Raw genomic sequence first — 23,958 nt, forward strand, 5'->3', positions numbered from 1 at the left:
ACCTCTTTTCTGCATAAAAGCGAAAAAAGATCAACTGGAGAAAATGGCATCAATAGGTAATACCAGAAGATGCAAAAAAACTCGGTCATATATACCGAGTTTTTGTCCATCTATTATCCGTTCACAGCTTCAAGCTTTCTTTCATGATTCATTAAGTCATATGTTAAACAGATCGGCTTATTCGTTCTCGGATCAAGCACAATTTCTGCATCGATGTGGAACACCTGACTGAGTACCTCTTTTGTCATGACCTCATGAGGCGTACCCTCTTTAATGACTTTCCCTTGATTGAGGGCAATCATGTAATGCGAAAAGCGTGCAGCATGATTGAGGTCATGAATCACCATCAGCACCGTTCTGCCCTGCTCTCTGTTTAAGCGTTCTAATAGCTGAAGGATCTCCAGCTGATGAGCAAGATCTAAATACGTCGTTGGTTCGTCTAATAAAAGCAGCTCTGTTTCCTGAGCGAGTGCCATCGCAATCCATACCCGCTGACGCTGTCCACCGGAGAGTGCTTCAATTGGCCGGTCATGAAATGCAATCATTCCCGTCTCCTCAAGTGCCCATCTGATGATTCGTTTGTCCTCATTTGATAAACGGCCAAATCCATTTTGATGCGGGAAACGTCCATATGACACAAGCTCATAAACGGTCAGACCACTTGGGGCTTCAGGCGTCTGCGGTAAAATGGCCATTTGTTTTGAAATTTCTTTTGTTGGTGTTTGATGGATCGCCTGGCCATTTAAATAAACAGCACCTTGATGGGACTTCATAATACGAGACATTGTTTTTAAAATCGTTGACTTCCCACACCCATTCGGTCCAATTAATGTCGTCACCTTGCCTTTTGGGATGCTGATATTTAAATCGTCTACAATCAAACGGTCATGATAGCCAATACAAAGCTTTTCTGTTTCTAGTGAATTCATCTGTTATACTCTCCTTCCTCATTAGTTCGTTTTCATCAATAAGTAAATGAAGTAAGGTGCGCCTAAGGCCGAAACGACAAGTCCAACGGGCACCTCTGATGGAGCAAGTATGACACGCCCAAGTGTATCTGCAAGTAATAACAGCAGTGCACCAATCATAGCGGACGCCGGGATCATTCCTTGATGTTTCGGTCCAACTAGCTTTCTTGCAAGGTGTGGTGCCGCTAACCCTAGGAACGATATACTCCCTGCAACAGCGACACTCGCACCGGCTAATGCAACTGCAATCAGCATGAGAAAACTTCTTTCTTTATGAACTGAAATCCCTAAGCCATAAGATATCTGATCACCCAAATTCATGATATTTAAGTAGCGTGCCCTCACCATCGCTAATACAAGAAAAATCAGCATCCACGGCACGACTGATAAGACATATGTCCAACTTGAGCCCCAAATACTTCCTGACAGCCACACAATGGCTTGGTTAAAATCATTTGGGCTCATCTTTAATTGAATGACCACAATTGCTGCCGAAAATGCAGCATTGATCCCAATACCAGTTAAAATCAATCGAACAGGCGTAATGCCCTTTTTCCACGCTAGCACATAAATGAGAAATGCAGCAAAGGCTGCCCCTGCGAAAGCGAAAAGCGGCAGTACAAATATCGTAAAATCACCTAAGTTCGACATCGAGCCCTGAAAGGCAAAGATAAACAAAACAACCGCAAAACCTGCACCCGCATTTACACCTAGAATGCCGGGATCAGCTAAACCATTTTGAGAAACACCTTGCCAAATGGCACCTGATACAGCGATAGAAGCGCCAACAAGTAAAGCGATGACCATCCTTGGAAGTCTGAACTCGAATAATACAAGCTCATCCATTTCACTTCCGAGTCCAAAAAATGTTTTGAATGTATCCATCGGAGAAATCCTTATCTCTCCGGTATTTAAACTAATCAGGAACACAGCCACGATGGCTAAAAAGATCATGACCATCGTTCGTTTGTATTTCTTTTTCTTTGCCTGCTGCACCATTTCCATTTAAATTCCGCTCCTTTCACGTCTCGCTAAATATAAGAAGAAAGGAACGCCTATAATGGCTGTAATGGCACCAACTGGCGTTTCAAACGGCGCATTGACAAGCCTTGCCGCAATGTCTGCATAAATGAGCAAAATAGCCCCTAAAATAGCTGAGCAAGGAATAATCCAGCGATAGTCAACGCCGACCAAGAAACGCGTAACATGAGGAATCACAAGCCCGATAAAGCCAATAGAACCTGCAACTGACACGGCTGCACCTGTTAAAAGGATCACGACCAATATGCCAAGTACCTTTACTGTTCGTGTATATTGTCCAAGCCCTTTTGCTAATTCATCACCCAAGCTTAAAACCGTGATGGAGCGGGCAAGAATCATTGCGATGATCAGTCCTACAGCCGCAACTGGAATGATGATCTTAATATTGCTCCAATTCACACCAGCCACACCGCCTGCGTACCAAAAACTCATATCTTGCGCGACGTCAAATCGAATGGCAATCGCTGAGGAAATTGAGCTTAAAAGTGCGCCAACAGCCGTACCGGCTAATGCGAGCTTCACAGGAGTAAGCCCCCCTTTTGAAAGGGTTCCAACCCCAAATACAATAGAGGCGCCAAGTGCTGCACCCAAAAATGACCAAAGAATTAATGTAAAAGAAGATTGGCCTGGGAAAAAAGCAAACGCAATGGCAATCGCAAATGCAGAGCCATTTGTCACACCCATGATTTCAGGAGACGCAAGCGCATTTCTTGTCATGCCTTGCATGATGGCACCCGATACTGCTAAAAAGGCACCGACAAGTGCGGCACCAACTGTACGCGGTAGCCTTAGTTCCCTAATGATTTGATGTGAGGTTTGTTGTGAATCAAAATGAAAGACGGCTTCCCATACCGTGTGTAAATGAATGTTTGCCGCTCCTAGCGATACTGATAAAAAAAGACCAAATGCTAAAGCAATGATTCCTATGATGACAACAGCTGCTGTACCAAAAGGCTTTGTCACAATATCTATCGCATCATCTTTAGCTGACAGCTGTTTATTCGATTGTGAGCCCAAAACCAGTCTCTTCCTTTCCGTTCATATCTATTCGTTATTAGTGATAATGATTATCAATCTCGGAGTCTAGTATATCACTTTCTTCACGTTTTGAAATCCTTGTTCTGATAAATTTCTTTATTTTCATCAAAAAACCGGGAGAATTTCACCATTTTCTTTTGGTCATAAAATAGCCGATGCATTTTTTCTTCTATCATGATAAGATATAATTGCAAATGAGAATCATTATCATAAACAATTGAATAGGAGCGAACTTTAGTGAAAAAACGAACTGGACTTCTTTTGATTTCCCTCATTACCCTTATGATTTTTACTGCTGCTTGCGGCAGCACTTCCAATAAAGAATCGGGAGCCAAAAAAAATGACACGATCACCTATCAAGATGTAAAGGGTGAAGTGAAACTGCCTCAAAACCCAAAACGTATTGTGCTTCTGGCGGAAAGCTATTACGGGGATCTCGTCACACTCGGCAAAACCCCAATTGCTGCTACTGCGCCCATCTTTAAAAACCCTTTCTATAAAGGAAAAACAGATGGAGTGAAAAATATTGGAAAATCTCCCTCTGTTGAGAAAGTAGCCTCTTTGAAGCCGGATATGATCATTGCTTGGGGAGAAGATGAGAAATTTGATCAATACAAAAAAATTGCCCCTACAGTTGCCATTCAATACAATCAATATTCGTTTAAAGACCAGCTAAAAGAATTCGGTAAAATGACAGGCACATCAAAAAAAGCAACGGATTGGATCACACAATGGGATGCCAAAATTGCTGAAGTGAAACCAAAAGTAACAAAAGCTGTAGGAAACAAAACCGTTTCGATCGTATCACCATTCGATAAGGGCATTTACATTTTCGGTAACACTTTTGCACGCGGTGGTGAAATCATTTATGACGAGCTGAAATTAAAAGCTCCGAAGGCCGCCCAAAAAGAAGCCATCGACAGTGGTGTCGGTTATGCAAACATTTCTCTTGAAAAGCTTCCAGAATTTGCAGGTGATTATATTTTCACAAGCCCATGGAGCGGTTCAAAAAGTAATGGCGATCAAGTGTATAAAAGCAGCATCTGGGCATCACTTCCTGCTGTCCAAAACAAACGCGTATTTGAAACAGATACAGTCGGTTACTTCTTTAATGACCCTGTGTCACTAGAAGGTCAGCTCGAATTTATTGTGGATCGATTAACATCTGACTCATAAAAAAATACGTTTCTCCAATGCTGGAGAAACGTATTTCTTATACTGTACCTTTGGCAAATTTTTTGGACATGAATGGGTAGAGTAAAATGCCAACTAAGAACAATCCAATACCAAGACCAAATGTTTTGAAATCAGCTGTGCCTGAAATAATGACCCAAGCGGAATACCCCATGGCCACAAGCGCAATGATCCCGTCTCTTGTCCGGTTTCCTTTTTGGAGCTCATATGTGTCACCTTGCATGATGACCTTAAAGCTGTAGATCGACGACACGATATACGGAATGAGATACGCAAGTGTCGCTGATGTTGTTAAGAAAGTAAAGGCTTCATTAATCGTACGTGACATGACTGAGAAAATAAACAGCTGTGACATGATATTTGTGACAGTCAAAGCAAAAACAGGACTGCCTTTTTTGTTTGTTTTTGCAAACACTGCTGGGAAATCGCCAGCCTTTGCTGCTTGATAAGGGACTTCAGAACCAAGCAAAATCCAGCCAAGCATCGAACCAAATAAACAAATGATCGCAAGAAGTGCCATGACAATGCCGCCAGCCGGTCCGATAATGAGCTGAAGCACGTCTACGAATGGTTTATCAGAACCTTGCAATTGATCATGCGGCAGAACGCCCATTGTAATCAAGGTAATAATCATGTAAATAGACAGTGCAATTAAAAGTCCTGTAATCGTCGCACGTTTGACATCACGCTGCGAGGAAGCTCTTCCTGATAAAATGACAGCAGATTCGATGCCGATAAATGCCCATAGTGTGGAAATGGCCGCATGATGAATTTGGCCTCCAAGTCCGAGCACTCCTTCACCACTTGCTGCTTCAACAGGGAAGTAATAATGTTCAAATAATGCGGTTTGGAATGCAAATAAGCCTGCGACAATAAAAAGGACGAATCCAAGCACCTTTGAAAAGGTCGTAATAAAGTTCAGCTTACTTGCTGCGCTTAAGCTTGTAATTAAAATCGTATGAGTCCCCCATAGAAGGATTGTACATACGATAAACGTTGAGAGCTGACCAAGTGTGATCGCTTCTTTTCCAAAAGTAAAGATCTCCGTTTTCACGGTTAAAATTGGGAAAAAGGTTGTTAAATAACCAGCTAGGCTTGTGATAATGGCGACATTACTAATCCAGCTTGCCACCCAATATCCCCAAACCATTGTAAAACCGGCTGCTTTTCCTTTTTTCGGATCTTTAAAAAGCGCTCTTGCATAGCTTTGTGGTCCAGCTGTTAGCTGCGGTTTATGAATGGACAAATGTCCAAACACAAAGGCAATCATCAGTACGCCGCCACCTGTGACAAGCCATGCCATCGTCACACCTAAAGGACTTGCATGCTGGGCAAGTGTACTAGGCAGCATAAAGATGCCTGAACCTACCATATTTCCGACGACAAAAGCCGTCAATAACCAAAAACCCCATTTTTTTGTCTGTTCCATTTTCGTACCTCCGTTATATTCACTTTGGACCAGACCCGGCAGTATCTTCATTGATATATTTGTGAAGCAATGACTTGCATTCTTTATGTTCATGTTGGGTCACTTTCTTACCAGCATACCCTTTTCTTAGGCAATCAGAACATAAAAAAAAGCCTGAACAAAAGTCCATGCTTTTCAAAACATACACCTTGATCTCCGGATAGCCCTCCACGCTTCAAAGACGTGGCAGTCCTGCATTTGTTCAATGCAGACCCAGCATAAAGAAAGTTGGAGCTCTCTCTACACTTCGGCGCTGATGCCTTTTTTCTCATGATCAACGATTCCATCTCTCCCATGAGTGACTCATCATCCGCGCAACCTCTACCTCACTGAGACATAGCGTGAGGATTTCTATTCATTTTTACTACACGAAGGTTATCAAACATTCTCATATCTGTCAAAGGGAAAAACATAGAAAAAAGGCAGAGAAATGATTCTCCGCCTTTTTGTCAGCTTATTGATGGTTGTTTTTCTTCTTTTGGACAGCTTCCTGAAGCGGATCGCCTGCTAGTTCTTTACTTGCTTCTTCTAACAGCTGATCGACCTGCTGATGGTCTTTCTCGCTTTTCGTCTTTTTATCCTTTTGGAAAAATGACATCGCTATTTCCCCCCTTATCATAAAATGCCTTTGCCTGTTTAATTTGTGCTACAGCGCTCAGCATTATACAAAGAGGAGCGGTTCATTCATCGTGAAAGGTCTGTCTCATTTTTTGCAAATACGTTAGAAAGGTCTTTAAGTCTTCCTCTGTGAAGTCTGACATCATATGCTGAATCACCTTTCCAAAAAGACGTGTATGCTTTTCGTAAATAGCCAGCCCTTTTTCCGTGGCTTCTAGCCGGACAAGGGAATGATCGTCCTTGTCCCGTTCTCTCTGAATGTAGCCTTGCTCACATAATTTATTGAGGGCAATGGAAGCGGCACCTGGGTTGAGAGAGAGTCTTTGTTTGAGCTCTTCAGCATGTGATACTTTTCCTTGTATCAATATAGAAAGAGCATATATCTGTGGAGGCGTGATGTCTTTTTCTAACTCAAGTAACTTGCGGTTTAATTTACGGCTGACTTCATAATGTACAAGAACAATTTCTTTTAAAATGTCTGCATTACTCATCCGAATCGCATCCTTATCGTTAGTGTCAACATGACTTCCTTCTTATTATAGAATGTTTTTCCAAACAGCCAACTATTTTATCCCATTTTTCTGTAGAAATAAGCCTTGCTGAATGGATTCACCCTTGATATAGTGAGTACTTGAACAAAAAACAGAACAGGAGTACGCATCATGACAGGAAAAACACATATTATGGGCGGAATTGCCGCCTCCACAGCCGTCGCCTATTATTGCGGATTCGAACCAGTGACGATGGCTGCTGCAGGATCAGTAGGTGCCCTCATCCCAGATCTATGTCATACAAAAAGCAAAATCGGCAGGAAATTCCCGCTGCTTTCCACACTGATCAGTAGTGTGTTCGGGCACCGCACCTTTACACATAGTTTATTATTTCTGCTGATCATTTATTTTATTGCGACAACATACATTCCAAATGACAGCCTCAGTACCGGGTTACTAGTTGGGATGGCAAGCCACCTCATCCTTGATGCAGGCACAGTGAACGGTATTAAATTTTTGTTCCCTGCAACCATGAAAGTACGTCTCCCCTTTTATGTTAAAACAGGCAGCACAGGAGAACAAGTCGTACTAGCTGCTCTGACCATTGTCACCTGCTATTACATGGCTGTCATTTGCGGAATATCCATCCCATTGCCGTTTTAGAAAAAGAAAAAAGAGTTTTGCAAAAAAGCAGGATATGAATTGATCATTCCTCATTTTTTTAGTAGTTTTAAGATAAGTGTTTTTGCCTTGCAGCTGAATACAGAATGGTGAGGAGTTACATAAATGAAAGCGTTTTTCAAAAATCACTGGTTTTTAGTGTACTCCATCCTCTTTATGTGGATGAAAACATACATCATTTATCAATTCGGATTTCATATACGAACGGCCAATCTGTTTCACGAGTGGCTGCTTTTGATTAATCCACTTAGCTTTTTGCTCCCTTTGTTTGGGATTGCTCTTTTCTTAAATGAAACGAAACAAAAGGTCTTTTTATTGACCACAAATTTTATTTTGACAGCCATTTTGATATCGAATACGATCTTTTACGGTTTTTATATTGATTTCATTACCATTCCTGTCTTATTTCAAGCAAAGAACATGGGAGATATGGGCAGCAGTATGACTGAATTGTTTCATCCGCTATTTATACTCATGCTGATTGATTTTGTAGTGCTGGCATGGCTCTTAAAACGGAAACCGCTATCACCAAAAGCGTCTTTTAAGACGATCAAAACATACTATGTGGTTTGCTGCAGCTTGCTATTGTTCCATGTCAGCTCAGCTTTGATGGACCACCCTCGATTTTTGACAAGCTCGTATGATCGAGAAGTCATTGTACGCAACCTTGGGCTGTTTCAATTCCATTTGTATGACGGTGCCGCTCAAACAGCACGAATTGGACAAAAAGCCTTTGCTGACGAAGATACACTTTCAACAGTGGCAAACTACACAAAAGCTGATTACAGTGCTCCGAATGAAGACTACTTTGGACTTGCTAAAGGCAAAAATGTCGTGTTCATTTCACTTGAATCAACGCAGCAATTTGTCATGAATCAAAAGGTGAATGGACAATACATCACACCATTTTTAAATCAACTTGCCAAAAAAAGCTTCTATTTTGATGAATTTTATCAGCAGACAGAGCAAGGCAAAACGTCGGACTCAGAGTTTATCGTCGCAAACTCCCTCTATCCATCTAGCAGTGGCGCTGTCTTTTTCACAGCGAGTGACAACGAATATGACACACTGTACAAGCAATTGAAAAAAGAGAATTATCAATCCGTCCAATTTCATGCGAATAATAAAACGTTCTGGAATCGTGATGTGATGTATGAATCTCTTGGGATTGACCGCTTTTATGATGTCGATTCATTTGATGTCAATGAACAGAATTCGACTGGCTGGGGCTTAAAGGATATCGACTTTTTTGACCAATCCATCGATTATTTAAAAAAGCTGAAGACGCCTTATTACAGCACGTTTATTACCTTAACCAATCACTTCCCATTTGAAATTGATCCAAAGGATCAGTTCATTGATGAATACGATTCGACTAGCACCATTTTAAACCGCTATGTGACCACCGTCCGCTATCAAGATGAAGCCATCAAAAGGTTCTTTGAACGAATGAAAGAAGAAGGACTATATGAAAATACAATGTTTGTCCTGATGGGAGACCACTACGGCATTTCAGAAGCACATCATGAGGCAATGGCAGAGCTGCTGAAGCAGGATGAAATCACACCGTTTGATGCAGTTAAACTGCAGCGGGTCCCTTTTTTGATTTACATTCCTGGGGTGACAGATGAGGCCCCTCAAACCATTTCTGAAACAGCCGGTCAAATGGATGTCAAACCGACACTTCTTCATTTACTCGGCATTGAATCAAAAGATGCCATTCAATTTGGAAATGACCTTTTCTCCAATGAGCGTACACCGTTCGCTGTGCTGAGAAATGGAAACTTTATTACAGATGATTATCTTTATACAAAGAACACGTGCTATGATCAAAAAACAAAACAACCTGTTGAAGAAGATGAAGTATGCCAGCCCTATATAGAAAAAGCCAATAAAGAGCTGTCTCTATCAGATAAAGTGATCAACGGGAACTTACTACGTTTTTATCAGCATTAAAAGCTGCCCTCTGGCGGCTTTTTCTTTTCTCTTTTCCTGAAAACCTATGAATGGTCAAATAAGTTTGATTATAATAAAGGATACACATGATGTTGAATGATAAAGAGGTGTGATCATGAAATATTTATTCTTAACCTTCGTCACCATCTGTTTGCTCCTGACTGGGTGTCAAACGGAGTCGACGTCACCAAATCAAAGCAAAAAGACAGAACTTGTGATTTCAGCGGCGGCAAGCCTGCAGGATGCTTTGAAAGAGATTGAATCTGCCTATGAAGATGATCATCCAAACGTGACACTCACGAATAATTTCGGGTCATCCGGCGCATTGAAGCAGCAAATCGCTCAAGGAGCAAAAGCGGATCTCTTCTTCTCAGCAGCTGAAGATCCTTTTGATGACCTTGTTCAATCTGGCGACATCGATCAGGACCATACAAAGGATGCCATACAAAATGAGCTTGTCCTCATCGTGCCAAAAGAAGGTTCTTCTGCTATCAAAACCTTTCGCGATGTTGATCACATAAAAGGAAAGATAGCGCTTGGCACACCTGAATCTGTTCCTGCTGGTACATATGCAAAAGAGATTTTCACAAAACTGAATATATGGGACCAAGTGAAACAGAATGCTGTCTATGGCAAGGATGTTCGTCAAGTATTAAACTATGTCGAAACAGGAAATGTGGAAGCTGGTGTCGTGTATAAGACGGACGCGCTCGTTTCTCGCAAAGTAAAGATAGTAGATGAGGCAAATCAAGACATGCATTCCCCCATCATTTATCCTGTTGGCATTGTAAAACAGACCGATCACATGAAAGAGGCGAAAGCATTTTTTCAATATCTCCAATCAGATCCAGCCGCAGCGATTTTTAAAAAGTACGGCTTTCAAGTGAAATAATGCCGATGCTGACCGAAGATTTTCTTTCACCTATCTGGCTGTCCATACAAGTGGCTGCTTTCAGTGGATTATTAGCTGTCGTTTTAGGAACGTCCATTGGTTTTTGGATGGCCCGTACATCTTTCAAAGGAAAAATGATCGTGGAAACGCTCCTCATGATGCCGCTTGTCCTGCCGCCAACGGTCGTAGGATTTCTGCTGCTCGTCGTGTTCGGGAAGCACAGCGTGATTGGACAAGCCATTGAATGGATCTTCCATCAGCCTGTCATCTTCACTTATTGGGCAGCAGTCATTGCATCGACAGTTGTCGCATTCCCGCTCATGTATCAATCAGCGAAAGCTGGTTTTTCTACGATTGAGTCAGACATTGAAGGTGCTGCAAAAGTTGATGGTGCGCATTCTTTCCAGGTCTTTGCCTATATTACCGTCCCACTCGCACTGCCATCTCTTCTCTCTGGTGCAGTTTTAAGTTTCGCAAGGGCTTTAGGAGAATTTGGAGCGACTTTAATGTTCGCTGGCAACATTCCTGGGAAAACGCAAACCCTCCCAACAGCCATCTATGTGGCGATTGATTCTGGACGAATGGAACTTGCGTGGGCTTGGACCATTTGTATTGTGATCCTGTCTTTTCTCATGCTGTTGGCTGTGCGCCGAAGCATGAATTAAAAAATCCCCTTCTCAAAAAGAGAAAGGGGATTCAGATTGTTGACAAAGGGCTAAAATGAACTTGATTTTAGCCCTTTGTCTTTTTTCAGCGTGATAGAAAACCTTTGCTAGTCTAGGAAGCACCAGTACTCACTGACAAAATATGCGAGGGTTTGTCTACACGCAAAGGGGATTTTATATTTATTCAAACCCAACCGTCATCGTTTCTGGATTAGACCCGACACGTTCGTTATTATTAAGTGCATTGATTTTTTCCATGTCTTCTTGTGAAAGCTCGAAGTCAAAAATGTCGGCATTTTGTTTAATGCGTTCTTCATTGATTGATTTTGGAATGGTGACAACGCCGCTTTGCAGATCCCAACGCAAGATCACTTGAGCCACAGATTTGTTGTATTGTGCTGCAATTTCCTTTAATACGTCATGATCCAAAAGCTTTCCTTGCATCAGCGGAGACCATGCTTCAATTTGAATGCCTTTTTCTTTCGCATATTGTCGTAATTCGACAAGTGTCAGTTTTGGATGAAACTCCACTTGGTTCACCGCTGGAACAACCTCCGCATCTTTTAACAGCTCTTCTAAATGCTGCACGTAGAAGTTGCTGACACCAATCGCTCTTACTTTTCCATCTTTATAAAGCTTCTCAAGCGCACGCCATGTCTCTTTAAATGTATCTGCATTTGGTCCAGGCCAATGAATCAAATAGAGGTCTAAGTAATCAAGACCGAGCCGGTTTAAGCTTGCATCGAATGCAGCGAGTGCTTTGTCATATCCTTGATCTGTGTTCCATACTTTTGACGTAATGAACAATTCTTCTCTTTTGACGCCAGATTCTTTAATGGCTTTCCCTACGCCTGTCTCGTTTTTATAAACGGCAGCCGTATCAATGCTGCGATAACCGTTTCGTATGGCTGCTTTGACGGCATCAACCACTTGGTTGCCGTCCTCCACTTTGAATACACCTAAACCAAACCATGGCATTTCTACTCCGTTATTTAGTGTTACGGTATCATTCAAGCTTTTGACCATGTTAACAACCACCTTTTCATAGATTCCATCTTTTTCATTATCTCATGTTGCGTTTGAAAACTCTATTATCAGGCGTTTCTCTTCGCTTCAATCGCTAGCAGCAAAGCACCTGTCATACCTGCCTTGTCCTCAAGTCCAGGAGAGACAATGTATGTATCAAGCGGCGGCATGTCGACATAATCATTGACATACGCAGCCAGCTTCTCTCGAATGAGCGGAAATAGCTGTTTTTGCTTCATGACGCCTCCACCCATGATGATGCGCTCTGGGCTTAATATCAGCGTGTATTGCATTAATGCCTGTGCTAAATAATCTGCTTCAAGAGACCAAACTGCTTCTTCTTCGGTAAGCTCTTTAGCCGGCTTTCCCCACCTTGCCTCAATAGCTGGTCCTGCCGCCAGTCCTTCTAAGCAAGTACCATGCGCTGGGCAGACACCCTCAAACTGATCTGATTCATGCTGCCTGACCAGGATGTGTCCCATTTCTGGATGTGAGTGACCGTGAAGAAGCTCATGTTTCACAACAGCCCCGGCACCGATCCCCGTACCGACCGTGATATACAGACAGCTGCTTAGCCCTTTGGCGGCCCCTTTTGTCAGTTCACCTAATGCTGCGGCATTGACATCTGTCGTAAAGGACACCGGTACGCCTAATTGTTTCTCCAGCTCAGGTATCAACGGGTAATGCTTCCATTCCACTTTCGGCGTATTCATGATGTAACCGTAAGAAGGATCGTCATTCTGGACACAAATCGGTCCAAAGGAACCGACCCCTAATGCTGCAATTTCATGTTGCTGAAAAAATGGAATAAGTGATTGGATGGTTTTTTCCGGGTGCTCTGTTGGAATGGTTAATTCCTCTATGATATCACCATGTTCATTGCCAATGGCACAGCAGAACTTTGTCCCCCCAACTTCAATCGCTCCGTAATATGTCATCCTGCCTCTCCCCCTGCTCGTCTCTTTTTTTCATCATAAAACATAGGGGAGAAGATGACAACATCATGTATTGGTCAGTAAGACTGCTTCCATGTCATTGATATATTCCCTTAAATGATGGGCAATATCACGATTGATTTCGCCATTTTCATATAAGGTTTGGATTTCATTACGAATCGTCTGTACAGCTTGGAAGTTAAGCTCTTTCTTCTTCCGGTCAAACGTACGATCCTTTTGCTGGAAGAAAGAAGGACCATGTTCACAGCGGAAAATCACTTGATTGTAAAACCCAATGACTTGATGACACGTTTGTTGATTGTCTTCAGTCATATGGTGCTTAATAGAATCCACCGCAGCTTCAGCCGTTTTCTTACGGATTTGTTTATACGATTCCTCGTTTTCTAATATGCCGCTCGAAATACGCTGATGCGGACGCCACAATTGAAGCCATTGTAGTAAGCGCAGAAACTTCACTTTTGAGAAACGAATTTTAAAGGAGTTGGAATAGAGCATTTCCAGCTCATGAAATCTCTCTTGCAGCTCATATGCTTCTTCTTTGTCGATTTTCTCTTCCTCAATCAACTGCTGAAGTTTCATCTGTTCTGCTTTAATACCATGCAGTCTGATTTTTCTCTCTTGTTTTCTCATACCAAACTGGTACGGTTCCCGCTGAATATTTCGTAGCTTCATTCGGAAATCATTGATGAGTGCAAGGGATACTTCTCGATTGTCCTCATTCATTCCTTCTTTTAGGGTTTTAATGGCACTTCTCAGCAGCTTCCGTTTCGCGTGCTGAATCTTTGTATCTAAGTCCACATCCACTTGCTTATCTTTTTTCTCCGATAAAATAGGCAGCAAGACACTCGCTAAAATGAGTGTACATAAAATGACGCCTGCTGCGAGGAAAATAATTAAATGGCGCTCAGGAAATGGTGACCCGTCTGCAAGCGTAAACGGAATGGAGAAAGCACCCGCTAATGTAACAGCACCACGAACACCAGAGAATGTCATCAGCATAGAAGCACGCAGCTTCGGTTTTTTTGCGTTCTTCTTTTTCGATACACTCCAGTTTCCTGCCCAGAACAGCCATACCCATAGAAATCTGAGAATCATTAGACAGAATGTAATGATTAAAATGTAACTGATCACCTGCATATTATTAAAGGCTTCATCTTGGAAAATGACGGTCGATACATCAGGAATTTGTAACCCAAGTAAAACGAAAACAAGGCCATTTAAAATAAATAAAATAATATTCCACGTGTTTGAAGAAGCAATTTGCAGTTTTGCTAAATTCGCTTCCATTCGGTCTTGCTCGATGGCATGTGTCACACCACCGGCAACAACGGCTAAAATGCCGGATACGCCAATTTCTTCCGCTGCTAAATAAATCACAAACGGCGTGAGGATTTGCAGGATGATGTGCATTGTGACATCGTCCATGCCTAAACGGCGGAGAAAATAGCGAAAACGAATGATAAAAAACGACAGAATAAATCCGGTCAATAATCCGCCAGCAGCAATAAGAACAAAACTAAAGGATGCCTCTGCAATGGAAAATGCCCCTGTAACCGTTGCAGCAATAGCAAATTTAAAGGCAACAAGTCCTGACGCATCGTTCATCAGGCCTTCGCCTTCCAGCAGTCTCATGATCCCCTTCGGCATATTCACACGGCTGGAAAGGGCACTTACAGCAACCACATCTGTCGGTGATAAAATCGCTGCAAGCGCAAATGCAGCTGGAAGTGGTATGCTTGGAATCATCCAATGGATGGTATATCCTGCGACAATGACTGTCGCAAATACGAGCCCTAAAGCTAATAGAAGAATGGGCGCTCTTAATTTCCACAGCTCGTCCCTTGGGGTACGCTTCCCATCATTAAATAACAGCGGTGCAATGAATAAAACGAAGAATAGCTCAGGATTTAAAGAAATATGTAAACCTGAAGGAAAAGCTGCGACCAATATCCCTAAACCCACTTGGATTAATGGAACTGGAATAAAGGGCAGAAAACGATTGATAATATTAGATGATGCAATGAGTGCTAGTAGTACGAGCACTGCCAAAAAAATCTCCACTAGTACATGTCCCTCCCATTTCATTTTTTCCGTCATGTTTTGCTTACATGCAAAGATGTGTTCATTTCTTTCAGATCCATCCGTTCGGTCATGAGCGTTTCTTTAGTATCCCGCAAAAAGCGAAACCAACACATAACAATCCATCTAGGCAAAAAAAGACTGAATCTACATATTCAGTCAAATGACAACATTTTCATCTCGTGTATTGTTCCAATGATGAATAAAGAACCTACTTTTATTTTACACGAAAACAGCTTGACCTGCTGACATCAAGCTCGAATAACACATAAAAAAAAGAGCGACCCATCGCCCTCTTTTCGTTTTACCCTTTATTTAAAAAATAAGACCTAGCGGGAAGCCGCCATTTGAATAAGTAGGAACAAACCCTGCATATAACGAGTATGACAAACAGCAGATATAAAGCAAGCTCTCCTTGCGCTAAGCCGAGTCCCACGAGTAAGCCTCCAAGGGCTGCCCATACTGCGTAAATCTCTGCTTTTAGCACAAGTGGCTTTCGTCCTGCTAATAAATCACGCACAATGCCGCCGCCGCTTCCAGTCAAAATGGCTGCCACAATGACCGCACTGAGCGGGAGCTCTCTTTGTACAGCAAATAATGCACCTTGAATCGCAAACGCTGCTAAACCGATCGCATCCGAGAAATTCCCCCACGTGCTCCAGTGCTTGAGCAAAAGCTTTGGAAATAGAAACACGATCGTAATGGATACAAGGGCAATGGTAAACATTTTGCCCTGCGACCATAAAGCAGACACCGGAAGACCAATTAATAGATTCCGAATCGCTCCACCGCCAAATGCTGTGACAATCCCTAAAATGTACACACCAAGAATATCGTACTCTTCTTCCATTGCTACAATCGCACCACTAATGGCGAATGCCACAATGCCAATAATACTTAACACTTCCCATGCCATTTTCCGCTTATCTCCTTACCATTGTCTGATCATCTAACACTCTCCCCTTAATGTATATCTGACACAAATGAAAAGCAATACAAATTTTCTTTAAATTTTACCTTTTTGCAAAAATAAAAAATAGCCTGCTTAAAAGCAGGCTCAGATTGTTGACAAAGGGATAAAATGATCTTGATTTTAGCCCTTTGTCTTCATTTCAGCGTGATAGAAAACCATTGCAGTCTAGGAAGGACGAGTACTGGCGCGGAGCGAATTTGACATTCGTGAGCACCAGCACGCAGGACTGACAAAGAATGCGAGGGTTTGTCTACACGCTGATAGCCTGCTTAAAAGCAGGCTATCTCCTCAATCTTCTTTTGCATTTAAAAGCAGCATACTAATGATGATCAGAATAAATGCAATGAGAGCTAAGAGTGGAATGGTGATAAAACCAAACCAGTTCAGATAATCAACGGAACAAGGAATACCGCTTAGACAAGGACGAATTGATGCAAAGCCTGGAATCTTTTGTTCCATATAATGATAGATGGAAAAGCAAGCACCAATCCCGGCCAAAGGGAGAACGTAGTACTTCACTTTGACATCGCCACGGAATGTAGCAATTCCAAGTAAAAGCACAAGCGGATACATGAAAATGCGCTGAAACCAGCACATATCACATGGAATAAACTTCTTTACTTCGCTTAAATACAGGCTGCTCATCGTCGCCACAATCGAGACGATCCAAGCGCTGTATAAGTAAATCAGTTTATTCTTCATGATTTTTTCCCTTTCAGCTCTTGATCAATTAATTCTTTGATTTCATCATAGTCATAAAAGTTTTGGACTTGTTTATTGTTAATGAAAATAGTTGGTGTTGCATTTACTTTGTATTGATTCACCAGCTGATCATCTGTGTTCAGCTGTGGCTGATATGTTTTCTTTGATAGGTTATCTTTCAGCTTGTCCGTATCAATTTTCGTTGTCTTCTTCGCCAATTCGGTGAGCTTTGCTGGCGTTACCCATTCTGCTTCACTATCTGGTTGTGCGTTGTAGACCGCTTCATGAAATGCCCAGAAGTTTTTCGGATCTTCTTTCCACACTTCTTCAGAAGCCAGTGCTGCTAATACCGCACCGTCCCCATGAACAGGCAGTGGTAAGTTAATAAATGAGAAGGATACATCGCCATTATCTATGTAGTCTGCTTTCAATTTTGGGAAAATGTCAGTCTCAAATGATTTACATGATGGACATTTGTAATCCCCAAACTCGACAACTTGCACTTTTGCCTTTTGATCTCCCATGACAGGCTGTCCTTTAATAGACGGCTTACTGTCGACTGTTTGTGCTTCTTGGCTGTTGTTGTTACCGATCACAACGAAAATACCGATGAGAAGAGCTGCAATGATGGTTAATATAACTGCAAACTTGATGGATGAAGATTGATTATTTTTTTTACTCACAAAAGCACCTACCTTATCTTTTTCATTCATTCCTTTACAAAGAAAAAGGATAACAGCTCAGGAAAATGCCATTATCCAACTTCTTCTATTTTAACAAGAGGGGGTCTATTATGAAAGACGCTATTCATGAATTTTTCCTTACAATTTTATTTCATGACCCTCATCGCATTTAAAACAGCCAGTACAGTGACACCAACATCCGAAAAGACGGCTTCCCACATCGTTGCAATACCGAATGCACCAAGTATGAGAAAGACGGCTTTCACCCCAAGAGCAAACGCAATATTCTGCCATACGATGGCTCTCGTTCTTTTAGCAACAGCAATAGCTTCCGCTACCTTCGATGGCTGATCTGTCATAATCACAATATCAGCCGCTTCAACTGCTGCATCTGAACCAAGTCCACCCATGGCAATACCTATATCCGCTCTTGCCAAAACCGGCGTATCGTTTATGCCGTCACCAACAAACAATAATTTGTCTTGAGATGCTTTTTTCTCATACATGTCTTCGATTTTGGCGACTTTATCCTGTGGCAATAATTCAGTGTGAACTTCGTCAATGCCGATCTGTTGTGCGACTGCATTTCCTACTTGCGCAGCATCCCCTGTAAGCATCACGGTTTGAATGCCCGCAGCTTTTAGAGAAGATATCGCTTCAACTGCATCGTCTTTTACTTCATCTGCAATCAAGATCGATCCCGCAAACTCACCGTCTATTGCTAAATACACAACCGTTCCGCTTCGTTTTTCTTTTTCAAAAGCAATGCCCTCTCGTTCCATCAGGCGATGGTTGCCTGCCAATACATGAGCTCCGCGAATTGTCGCTTTGATCCCATGACCCGCAATATCCTCGTAAGATTCGATCTGGCTCTCATCAAGAGACGCCCCGTAAGCCGCCTTAATCGATTCCGCAATCGGATGCGAAGAATGCGCTTCTGCCAGTGCCGCAAAAGAAAGCAATTCCTCTTCTGACCATTTCTCATTCGCTGCTTCGATATGAGTGACTGTAAAGTTCCCTTTTGTCAAAGTACCTGTTTTATCAAACACCGCATAGCGCACAGAGTTCAAGGCTTCTAAGTAGTTACTGCCTTTCACTAAAATACCTCGTTTTGATGCGGCACCAATCCCGCCAAAGAAACCTAATGGAATGGATACAACGAGAGCACATGGACACGAAATGACAAGAAAGACAAGTGCCCGGTACACCCAATCAGACAATTGAGCTGATGGGATGAGAAGCGGTGGTACAAAGGCAAGCAATAAAGCTAGCACGACCACAGCAGGTGTATAATATTTAGCGAACTTTGTGATAAAGTTTTCTGTGTGCGCTTTACGGCTGCTTGCATTTTCGACTAAATCCAAAATCTTCGTAACCGCTGACTCACTGAGCTCTTTTTGCACTTCAATTTCAAGAATGCCGTTTTGGTTCACAAATCCAGCAAGCACTTCTTTTCCTGCTTCCACATCTCTTGGAACAGACTCCCCAGTTAGTGCAGAGGTATCCACAAGAGAATAACCGTCTATCACGCGTCCATCCAAAGGAATTTTTTCACCTGGTTTAACGACAATACGGTCACCAGCTTTGACTTCTTCCGGCTTTACCTTTTTTGTTTCTTGCCCCACTTTGAGGTTTGCGTATTCTGGACGGATATTCATTAATTCGCTAATTGATTTTCTAGAGCGGTTCACAGCTGCCCCTTGGAACAGTTCTCCAATTTGGTAAAACAGCATGACTGCCAGTGCCTCAGGATACTGCTGAATCACAAAAGCACCAACTGTAGCTATGGTCATTAAGAAGTTCTCATCAAATACTTGACCGCGCACAATATTTTTCAGCGCTTTCAAGACAACATCGCCGCCAACTAGTAAATACGCGGCGAAAAACATGATGAACTTCAGTAAGCCATTGTCAGGTATAAAATAAGCCGCCGTTCCAATGACTGCACCACCAATTAATTTCAGTACAATCGTTTTTAAATTCTTTGTTCCATGATCGTGATCGTGGTGATGTCCTTCTTCTTTTGGTGATACACTCACATGAGGTTCAATGGACTGAACGGTTTTTTCAATACGCTTTGACATCGTTTCTTGTGCATCAGCATGTGTCACAGTTAATGTACCCGTCGCAAAATTAATTGAGCAGGCTTCAACCCCTTCGAGTTTGCTGACACCTGTTTCAATTTTACGTGCACAGTTTCCACAATCGAGACCGCTTAATACGTATTCATCCTTCATCTTTTTCATGTTCTCACCTTTTTCTATATAAGTAGCCTTCCCTGATTCAATCAAACCTATCAGCTGCTGTAGATATTATATATGAGCACATATTCATATATTGAATTACCCTTATTATATGAGGAGTTCTTACAAACTGTCAATCATTTATAAGCAAATGTTTGAGATTTTTCGTATTCAAGGATGTCACGTGAATTTTCAATAATCCATGCTCATGTCCCCTCTTCGTTGCATAACATAAAAACGATCGCTTGATGGGAATATTCAGCATTTCTCTTTACAAAAGAAGGACATACGATTAGAATAAGATAAAAGTTTCCTTAAGGAAACAAATTAGCGTTAGAGAATCATTTCATCCTTTAGTCAAAATTATTAAATGTATGCATATATTTTTAGGAAACGCAATTGATGATCGAAAGGGGCCTTTAAGAGATGTCATATGCTTTAACAATCGACCGCCTGTATGTCTCATACCACGGACAGGATGCACTAGAAAACGTCTCTCTTTCCATACAGGAAGGAACGATGACTGGAATCATTGGTCCAAATGGTGCTGGTAAATCGACTTTATTGAAAGCATGTTTGGATTTAATTGAAAAGGATCAAGGCGACATTCGTTTTTTTGAACAACCCTTTAAACAAGTGAGAAAACAGATCGCCTATGTACCGCAAAGAAATGATCTAGACTGGACGTTTCCTATCCATGTACTGGATACCGTACTGCTTGGCACATACCCAAAGCTCGGACTAATCAAACGACCGAAAAAAGAAGACCGTGCCTATGCGTACCATTGCTTAGAAAAAGTCGGAATGCAGGACTTTGCCAAAAGACAGATTGGGGAATTATCTGGCGGTCAGCAGCAGCGTGTCTTCCTTGCGCGAGCACTTGCTCAAAACGCACAGCTCTTTTGTTTAGATGAACCGTTTGTCGGAATTGATATGGCAAGTGAAGAAACGATGATCGGCATTTTGAAGGAATTACGAGATGAAGGAAAAACCATTCTGGTCGTCCACCATGATTTAAGTAAAGCCGATGATTACTTCAGCCATCTCGTTCTTCTAAATAAGAAGCTGGTCAAAGCAGGCCCTGTCCATGATATTCTTCGTCCTGAGGTCATGCTCCAAGCATACGAAACACAGCTGCCATTTTTAAAATCAGCAGGAGGAGACGCGTAATGGAATTCTTAACCGGACTTTTTGAATATGCGTTTTTACAAAAAGCGTTATTTACATCCGTGATGGTAGGGATCATCTGCGGCGTCATCGGCTGCTTTATCATTTTACGGGGAATGGCTTTGATGGGAGATGCGATTTCACACGCTGTACTTCCAGGTGTCGCCATCTCTTATATGCTCGGCATTAACTTTTTCTTTGGTGCGGTTCTAACTGGTGTACTGACAGCCATCGGCATCGGATATGTCAGTCAAAACAGCCGTATTAAAAATGATTCTGCCATCGGGATCGTATTCACTGCTTTTTTTTCCATTGGGATCATTTTGATTACATTTTTGAAAAGTTCTAGCGATTTATATCATATCTTATTCGGAAACGTACTAGCCGTTCGTTCATCTGATATGTGGATCACGCTTGGCATCGGCATTTTCATTTTGCTAGCTGTTATTGTTTTCTACAAAGAACTGCTCATTAGTTCATTTGATCCAGTGATTTCTTCGGTTTACGGTTTACCGAATCGCATGATCCATTATTTCCTCATGACCTTATTGACCTTAGTGACCGTGGCATCCCTGCAAACTGTAGGTATTATTCTTGTTGTTGCAATGCTTATTACACCAGCTGCCACCGCTTATTTATTGACAGACCGGCTATGGATCATGATTTATTTATCTGCTTTTTTTGGAGCAGTTTCAGCCGTCGTAGGACTTGGGCTCAGCTTTACGTATAACTTGTCTTCTGGTGCTTCCATTGTGCTGGTCGCGACCATATTATTCGGCAGTGCCTTTATCTTTTCACCGAAACAAGGGATATTGTGGAGATCCTTAAAATCGAAGCGAAAACGAACACAGTTAAAAAAGGAAGCGTCTATGTAAAAGGAGGACATATATGAAGAAGGTATTAGCAATCCGTTTGACCGCAGTATGTATTGCCCTTTTGGTCATCGCAGGCTGTTCTACTCAGCAAAAGAGTTCTGGAAAAGATGACGGTACATTAAAAGTTGTCACAACCTACTCCATTCTTTATGACATTGTGAAGGAAGTAGGCGGACAGCATGTCTCTATTCACAGCATTGTTCCCATTGGTACAGACCCACATGAATTTGACCCACTGCCAAAGGATGTTCAGTATACGACGGATGCAGACCTTGTTCTATCTAACGGCTTGAACCTTGAAACAGGGAATGGCTGGTTTCAAAAACTGCTTGAATCGAGCGGCAAGGACGGGGATGATGCACCTGTAGCCGAGCTAAGTAAAGGCGTCAAAGTGAAGCATTTGTCTTCAAAAGGGCTTGAAAGCCAGCAGGACCCACACGCATGGCTGAATGTCGAGAATGGGATTCTTTATGCACAAAATGCCAGAGATGCGCTCATTCAAGCAGATCCTGAGCATAAAGAGGATTACGAGAAAAATGCTGAAATCTATATCAAAAAGCTTCAAACGCTTCACAATGAAGCAAAAGATAAGTTTGATCAGCTGCCAAAAGACAAAAAACTCCTTGTCACAAGCGAAGGGGCATTCAAATATTTTGCGGATGCGTATGGACTGAAAGCCGGCTACATTTGGGAGATCAACACAGAAAGTGAAGGAACACCTGGACAAATGAAGCGCATCATTCATTTTGTTAAAGACCATCAAGTTCCTGCCCTTTTTCTTGAAACAAGTGTAGATAAGCGCAGCCTTGAAAGCCTATCTGAGGAAACCGGAGTTCCGATTAAGGGGAAAGTATTTACGGATTCTATTGGCAAAGAAGGTGAAGATGGGGACAGCTACTATAAGATGATGAAATGGAATATTGACACCATTTACAAAGGATTGTCCTCATAGCAAAAAGACAGGTGGAATGAGTCCGCCTGTCTTTTTTGTCAACCTGCTATATTTTCTGGGTGTTTTTTCGGCCAAATGACGTAGCTGATGCTAATGACGAAATCAATGGCTAAGACCATCCCCCACACACTGACAAGCTGCATCAGAGATTCCGTTCGTTCTGGTGCTTGGATGAGATAGGTCAATCCATATAACAGCCCCGCTCCGATGACATAAGAGATGAAATGACGCGTCCAGCCCACCATCTCATACAAAGACCGCTCCTTCCCGTACTTTGGTTTCCCCTTTGGCTTAGGACCACCTGCAAAACGATAAGCAAACCGGGCATCCGCCCATTTCACCATTTGATGTCCAAAGGCCAGACTCACACCAATATAGACAGCCGCAAGCCCGTGAATGACACTCGCCACAGCCCCTTGCTTTAAATCTATATAAGTAGCCGCAAGAAGGATGAGATCTAAAACCGGCGTACAGACAAGAAAGAAAGCACCCCATTTTTTCTGTTTAAACACATAACGCAGTGTTAAGCCCATAAGAATAAACAGCCAAAAACCAATTTCACATGCCACAATCAATAAACCGACCAATTTCCCCACATCCTTTTTAATACGATTGTATTAAATAAAAAATAACACAACTGTGTTAAAAAAACAATAGCTGTGCTAAAATCAAGGTATGCCAAAAATCGTCGATCACCATAAACAAAAACAAAAGGTCGCTCAAGCTGCTATGAGAGTGATTAAACAAGAGGGGTTGGAAAGCGCTTCTGTACGAAAAATAGCCGTTGAAGCTGGCATTTCAGCCGGCTCTATGCGTCATTATTTTTCCACACAGCAAGAATTATTTCTATTCTCCATGAATTTAATTCAGGAAAGGGTGAAGGAGCGAATTGCTAGGCTTCCATTAAACGGTTCAACAGAGGAAAATGTATTCACTTTATTGGAGCAGGTTCTTCCACTAGACGAAGAACGAATATTTGAAATGGAGGTGTGGCAGGCTTTTACAGTCAAGGCACTGACTGAACCAGATTTACAGCCGCTCAATGCAAAGATGTATGACGAGCTTTTTCAAACCGTTCAATTTTGCTTAATGAAATTGAAAGAGGATGAGCTACTGCTAGATCATCTCGATCTTTTATTAGAAACTGAGCGGCTTTATGCGGTCATCAATGGGCTTGCATTGAATGGAATCGTACAGCCCCATCGTTTACCGCCTCAGCTCATGCGCTCCGTGCTACAGATGCATCTTCAATCCATCACAAAAAAAGACATGCCCTCCTTATAGAGAGCA

The 23,958-nt window shown here is 42.1% G+C and carries 23 protein-coding genes and 1 riboswitch; of the genes, 9 read left to right on the forward strand and 14 right to left on the reverse strand.

Annotated features, from left to right (window positions below; translation table 11 throughout):
* Window positions 1-113: 113 nt before the first annotated feature.
* The 3 genes from FXF70_RS01285 to FXF70_RS01295 are packed head-to-tail and all read right to left on the reverse strand — an operon-like array spanning window position 114 to window position 3,026.
* Window positions 114-929 (reverse strand): ABC transporter ATP-binding protein, encoded by an 816-nt coding sequence (locus FXF70_RS01285; protein WP_007500265.1) that lies wholly within the window; start codon window positions 927-929, stop codon window positions 114-116.
* A gap of 21 nt (window positions 930-950) precedes the next feature.
* Complete coding sequence (locus FXF70_RS01290) at window positions 951-1,973, reverse strand: FecCD family ABC transporter permease (RefSeq protein ID WP_007500263.1); 1,023 nt, start codon at window positions 1,971-1,973, stop codon at window positions 951-953.
* The gene (locus tag FXF70_RS01295) at window positions 1,974-3,026 is read right to left on the reverse strand and encodes a FecCD family ABC transporter permease (RefSeq protein ID WP_008347113.1); all 1,053 of its coding nucleotides are present in this window, start codon (window positions 3,024-3,026) and stop codon (window positions 1,974-1,976) included.
* A 258-nt stretch (window positions 3,027-3,284) separates the two neighbouring features.
* Between FXF70_RS01295 and FXF70_RS01300 the strand changes: the two genes are divergently transcribed.
* Window positions 3,285-4,223: an ABC transporter substrate-binding protein gene (locus tag FXF70_RS01300; protein WP_148779703.1), complete on the forward strand. Its 939-nt coding sequence runs from the start codon at window positions 3,285-3,287 to the stop codon at window positions 4,221-4,223.
* A gap of 37 nt (window positions 4,224-4,260) precedes the next feature.
* On the opposite strand, the gene FXF70_RS01305 is transcribed toward FXF70_RS01300, so the two are convergent.
* The 3 genes from FXF70_RS01305 to FXF70_RS01320 all read right to left on the reverse strand — a co-directional run bounded on the left by FXF70_RS01305 (window position 4,261) and on the right by FXF70_RS01320 (window position 6,818).
* Entirely contained in the window at window positions 4,261-5,670 is a 1,410-nt protein-coding gene (locus tag FXF70_RS01305) for an amino acid permease (RefSeq protein WP_148779704.1), read from the reverse strand.
* A 192-nt stretch (window positions 5,671-5,862) separates the two neighbouring features.
* A riboswitch (Lysine riboswitch) is annotated at window positions 5,863-6,041 on the reverse strand.
* A 122-nt stretch (window positions 6,042-6,163) separates the two neighbouring features.
* Window positions 6,164-6,307 (reverse strand): small acid-soluble spore protein SspJ, encoded by a 144-nt coding sequence (gene sspJ / locus FXF70_RS01315; protein ID WP_146270529.1) that lies wholly within the window; start codon window positions 6,305-6,307, stop codon window positions 6,164-6,166.
* 82 nt (window positions 6,308-6,389) lie between these two features.
* Window positions 6,390-6,818 carry a MarR family winged helix-turn-helix transcriptional regulator gene (locus tag FXF70_RS01320; protein ID WP_007500254.1) on the reverse strand — a complete coding sequence of 143 codons (429 nt, stop codon included), beginning with the start codon at window positions 6,816-6,818 and terminating at the stop codon, window positions 6,390-6,392.
* Window positions 6,819-6,989: 171 nt separating this feature from the next.
* Here FXF70_RS01320 and FXF70_RS01325 point away from each other — a divergent pair, with 171 nt between their 5' ends.
* The 4 genes from FXF70_RS01325 to modB all read left to right on the forward strand — a co-directional run bounded on the left by FXF70_RS01325 (window position 6,990) and on the right by modB (window position 11,012).
* Entirely contained in the window at window positions 6,990-7,481 is a 492-nt protein-coding gene (locus tag FXF70_RS01325; protein WP_148779705.1) for a metal-dependent hydrolase, read from the forward strand.
* Between the two features lie 123 nt (window positions 7,482-7,604).
* Complete coding sequence (locus FXF70_RS01330) at window positions 7,605-9,455, forward strand: LTA synthase family protein (protein ID WP_065461066.1); 1,851 nt, start codon at window positions 7,605-7,607, stop codon at window positions 9,453-9,455.
* A 115-nt stretch (window positions 9,456-9,570) separates the two neighbouring features.
* Window positions 9,571-10,347 (forward strand): molybdate ABC transporter substrate-binding protein, encoded by a 777-nt coding sequence (gene modA / locus FXF70_RS01335; RefSeq protein ID WP_148779706.1) that lies wholly within the window; start codon window positions 9,571-9,573, stop codon window positions 10,345-10,347.
* On the forward strand, window positions 10,347-11,012 hold the full coding sequence (gene modB, locus FXF70_RS01340) for a molybdate ABC transporter permease subunit (RefSeq protein ID WP_148779707.1): 666 nt from the start codon (window positions 10,347-10,349) through the stop codon (window positions 11,010-11,012). The genes modA and modB overlap by 1 nt, the downstream gene beginning before the upstream one ends.
* A 180-nt stretch (window positions 11,013-11,192) precedes the next feature.
* Here the strand turns inward: modB and FXF70_RS01345 are convergent, their stop codons facing one another.
* From FXF70_RS01345 to FXF70_RS01375, 7 genes are all read right to left on the reverse strand, one after another.
* On the reverse strand, window positions 11,193-12,038 hold the full coding sequence (locus tag FXF70_RS01345) for an aldo/keto reductase (protein WP_017359243.1): 846 nt from the start codon (window positions 12,036-12,038) through the stop codon (window positions 11,193-11,195).
* 68 nt (window positions 12,039-12,106) lie between these two features.
* Window positions 12,107-12,976 carry an ROK family protein gene (locus tag FXF70_RS01350; protein WP_148779708.1) on the reverse strand — a complete coding sequence of 290 codons (870 nt, stop codon included), beginning with the start codon at window positions 12,974-12,976 and terminating at the stop codon, window positions 12,107-12,109.
* A 63-nt stretch (window positions 12,977-13,039) separates the two neighbouring features.
* Window positions 13,040-15,055, reverse strand: coding sequence for a Na+/H+ antiporter (locus FXF70_RS01355; protein ID WP_024719813.1), 2,016 nt, complete (start codon window positions 15,053-15,055; stop codon window positions 13,040-13,042).
* Window positions 15,056-15,377: 322 nt separating this feature from the next.
* Window positions 15,378-15,989: a trimeric intracellular cation channel family protein gene (locus tag FXF70_RS01360; RefSeq protein ID WP_007500242.1), complete on the reverse strand. Its 612-nt coding sequence runs from the start codon at window positions 15,987-15,989 to the stop codon at window positions 15,378-15,380.
* A gap of 345 nt (window positions 15,990-16,334) precedes the next feature.
* A complete protein-coding gene (locus FXF70_RS01365; RefSeq protein WP_007500241.1) occupies window positions 16,335-16,748 on the reverse strand; it encodes a disulfide oxidoreductase in 414 nt (137 codons plus the stop codon).
* A complete protein-coding gene (locus tag FXF70_RS01370) occupies window positions 16,745-17,431 on the reverse strand; it encodes a DsbA family protein (protein WP_017359241.1) in 687 nt (228 codons plus the stop codon). Before FXF70_RS01370 ends, FXF70_RS01365 begins: the two co-directional genes overlap by 4 nt.
* A 146-nt stretch (window positions 17,432-17,577) precedes the next feature.
* Complete coding sequence (locus FXF70_RS01375) at window positions 17,578-19,677, reverse strand: heavy metal translocating P-type ATPase (RefSeq protein ID WP_148779709.1); 2,100 nt, start codon at window positions 19,675-19,677, stop codon at window positions 17,578-17,580.
* A 423-nt stretch (window positions 19,678-20,100) separates the two neighbouring features.
* On the opposite strand from FXF70_RS01375, the gene FXF70_RS01380 reads away from it, so the two are divergent.
* Genes FXF70_RS01380 through FXF70_RS01390 form a run of 3 tightly spaced genes read left to right on the forward strand, consistent with a single transcriptional unit; the run spans window position 20,101 to window position 22,668 of the window.
* Window positions 20,101-20,844 carry a metal ABC transporter ATP-binding protein gene (locus tag FXF70_RS01380; RefSeq protein ID WP_024719815.1) on the forward strand — a complete coding sequence of 248 codons (744 nt, stop codon included), beginning with the start codon at window positions 20,101-20,103 and terminating at the stop codon, window positions 20,842-20,844.
* Window positions 20,844-21,716 carry a metal ABC transporter permease gene (locus tag FXF70_RS01385; protein ID WP_007500236.1) on the forward strand — a complete coding sequence of 291 codons (873 nt, stop codon included), beginning with the start codon at window positions 20,844-20,846 and terminating at the stop codon, window positions 21,714-21,716. The genes FXF70_RS01380 and FXF70_RS01385 overlap by 1 nt, the downstream gene beginning before the upstream one ends.
* Window positions 21,717-21,729: 13 nt before the next feature.
* Window positions 21,730-22,668 (forward strand): metal ABC transporter substrate-binding protein, encoded by a 939-nt coding sequence (locus tag FXF70_RS01390; RefSeq protein ID WP_148779710.1) that lies wholly within the window; start codon window positions 21,730-21,732, stop codon window positions 22,666-22,668.
* Window positions 22,669-22,706: 38 nt separating this feature from the next.
* Here the strand turns inward: FXF70_RS01390 and FXF70_RS01395 are convergent, their stop codons facing one another.
* Window positions 22,707-23,255, reverse strand: coding sequence for a hypothetical protein (locus FXF70_RS01395; RefSeq protein WP_017359239.1), 549 nt, complete (start codon window positions 23,253-23,255; stop codon window positions 22,707-22,709).
* An 88-nt stretch (window positions 23,256-23,343) separates the two neighbouring features.
* Here FXF70_RS01395 and FXF70_RS01400 point away from each other — a divergent pair, with 88 nt between their 5' ends.
* Window positions 23,344-23,952, forward strand: coding sequence for a TetR/AcrR family transcriptional regulator (locus FXF70_RS01400; protein ID WP_148779711.1), 609 nt, complete (start codon window positions 23,344-23,346; stop codon window positions 23,950-23,952).
* The last annotated feature ends 6 nt before the right edge of the window (window positions 23,953-23,958 follow it).

Origin of the sequence: Bacillus sp. Y3, from assembly GCF_008123875.1 — a bacterium.
GTDB classification, from domain to species: Bacteria; Bacillota; Bacilli; order Bacillales; family Bacillaceae; genus Bacillus; species Bacillus altitudinis.

What these genes read in the sequence shown, in the direction of transcription:
- modA (WP_148779706.1), top strand. Translation starts at nt 9,571, where the DNA reads ATGAAATATTTATTCTTAACCTTCGTCACCATCTGTTTGCTCCTGACT.
- FXF70_RS01400 (WP_148779711.1), top strand. Translation starts at nt 23,344, where the DNA reads ATGCCAAAAATCGTCGATCACCATAAACAAAAACAAAAGGTCGCTCAA.
- FXF70_RS01360 (WP_007500242.1), bottom strand. Translation starts at nt 15,989, where the DNA reads ATGGCATGGGAAGTGTTAAGTATTATTGGCATTGTGGCATTCGCCATT.
- FXF70_RS01380 (WP_024719815.1), top strand. Translation starts at nt 20,101, where the DNA reads ATGTCATATGCTTTAACAATCGACCGCCTGTATGTCTCATACCACGGA.
- FXF70_RS01285 (WP_007500265.1), bottom strand. Translation starts at nt 929, where the DNA reads ATGAATTCACTAGAAACAGAAAAGCTTTGTATTGGCTATCATGACCGT.
- FXF70_RS01320 (WP_007500254.1), bottom strand. Translation starts at nt 6,818, where the DNA reads ATGAGTAATGCAGACATTTTAAAAGAAATTGTTCTTGTACATTATGAA.
- FXF70_RS01345 (WP_017359243.1), bottom strand. Translation starts at nt 12,038, where the DNA reads ATGGTCAAAAGCTTGAATGATACCGTAACACTAAATAACGGAGTAGAA.
- sspJ (WP_146270529.1), bottom strand. Translation starts at nt 6,307, where the DNA reads ATGTCATTTTTCCAAAAGGATAAAAAGACGAAAAGCGAGAAAGACCAT.
- FXF70_RS01330 (WP_065461066.1), top strand. Translation starts at nt 7,605, where the DNA reads ATGAAAGCGTTTTTCAAAAATCACTGGTTTTTAGTGTACTCCATCCTC.
- FXF70_RS01305 (WP_148779704.1), bottom strand. Translation starts at nt 5,670, where the DNA reads ATGGAACAGACAAAAAAATGGGGTTTTTGGTTATTGACGGCTTTTGTC.
- FXF70_RS01290 (WP_007500263.1), bottom strand. Translation starts at nt 1,973, where the DNA reads ATGGAAATGGTGCAGCAGGCAAAGAAAAAGAAATACAAACGAACGATG.
- FXF70_RS01375 (WP_148779709.1), bottom strand. Translation starts at nt 19,677, where the DNA reads ATGAAAAAGATGAAGGATGAATACGTATTAAGCGGTCTCGATTGTGGA.
- FXF70_RS01350 (WP_148779708.1), bottom strand. Translation starts at nt 12,976, where the DNA reads ATGACATATTACGGAGCGATTGAAGTTGGGGGGACAAAGTTCTGCTGT.
- FXF70_RS01390 (WP_148779710.1), top strand. Translation starts at nt 21,730, where the DNA reads ATGAAGAAGGTATTAGCAATCCGTTTGACCGCAGTATGTATTGCCCTT.
- FXF70_RS01385 (WP_007500236.1), top strand. Translation starts at nt 20,844, where the DNA reads ATGGAATTCTTAACCGGACTTTTTGAATATGCGTTTTTACAAAAAGCG.
- modB (WP_148779707.1), top strand. Translation starts at nt 10,347, where the DNA reads ATGCCGATGCTGACCGAAGATTTTCTTTCACCTATCTGGCTGTCCATA.
- FXF70_RS01365 (WP_007500241.1), bottom strand. Translation starts at nt 16,748, where the DNA reads ATGAAGAATAAACTGATTTACTTATACAGCGCTTGGATCGTCTCGATT.
- FXF70_RS01325 (WP_148779705.1), top strand. Translation starts at nt 6,990, where the DNA reads ATGACAGGAAAAACACATATTATGGGCGGAATTGCCGCCTCCACAGCC.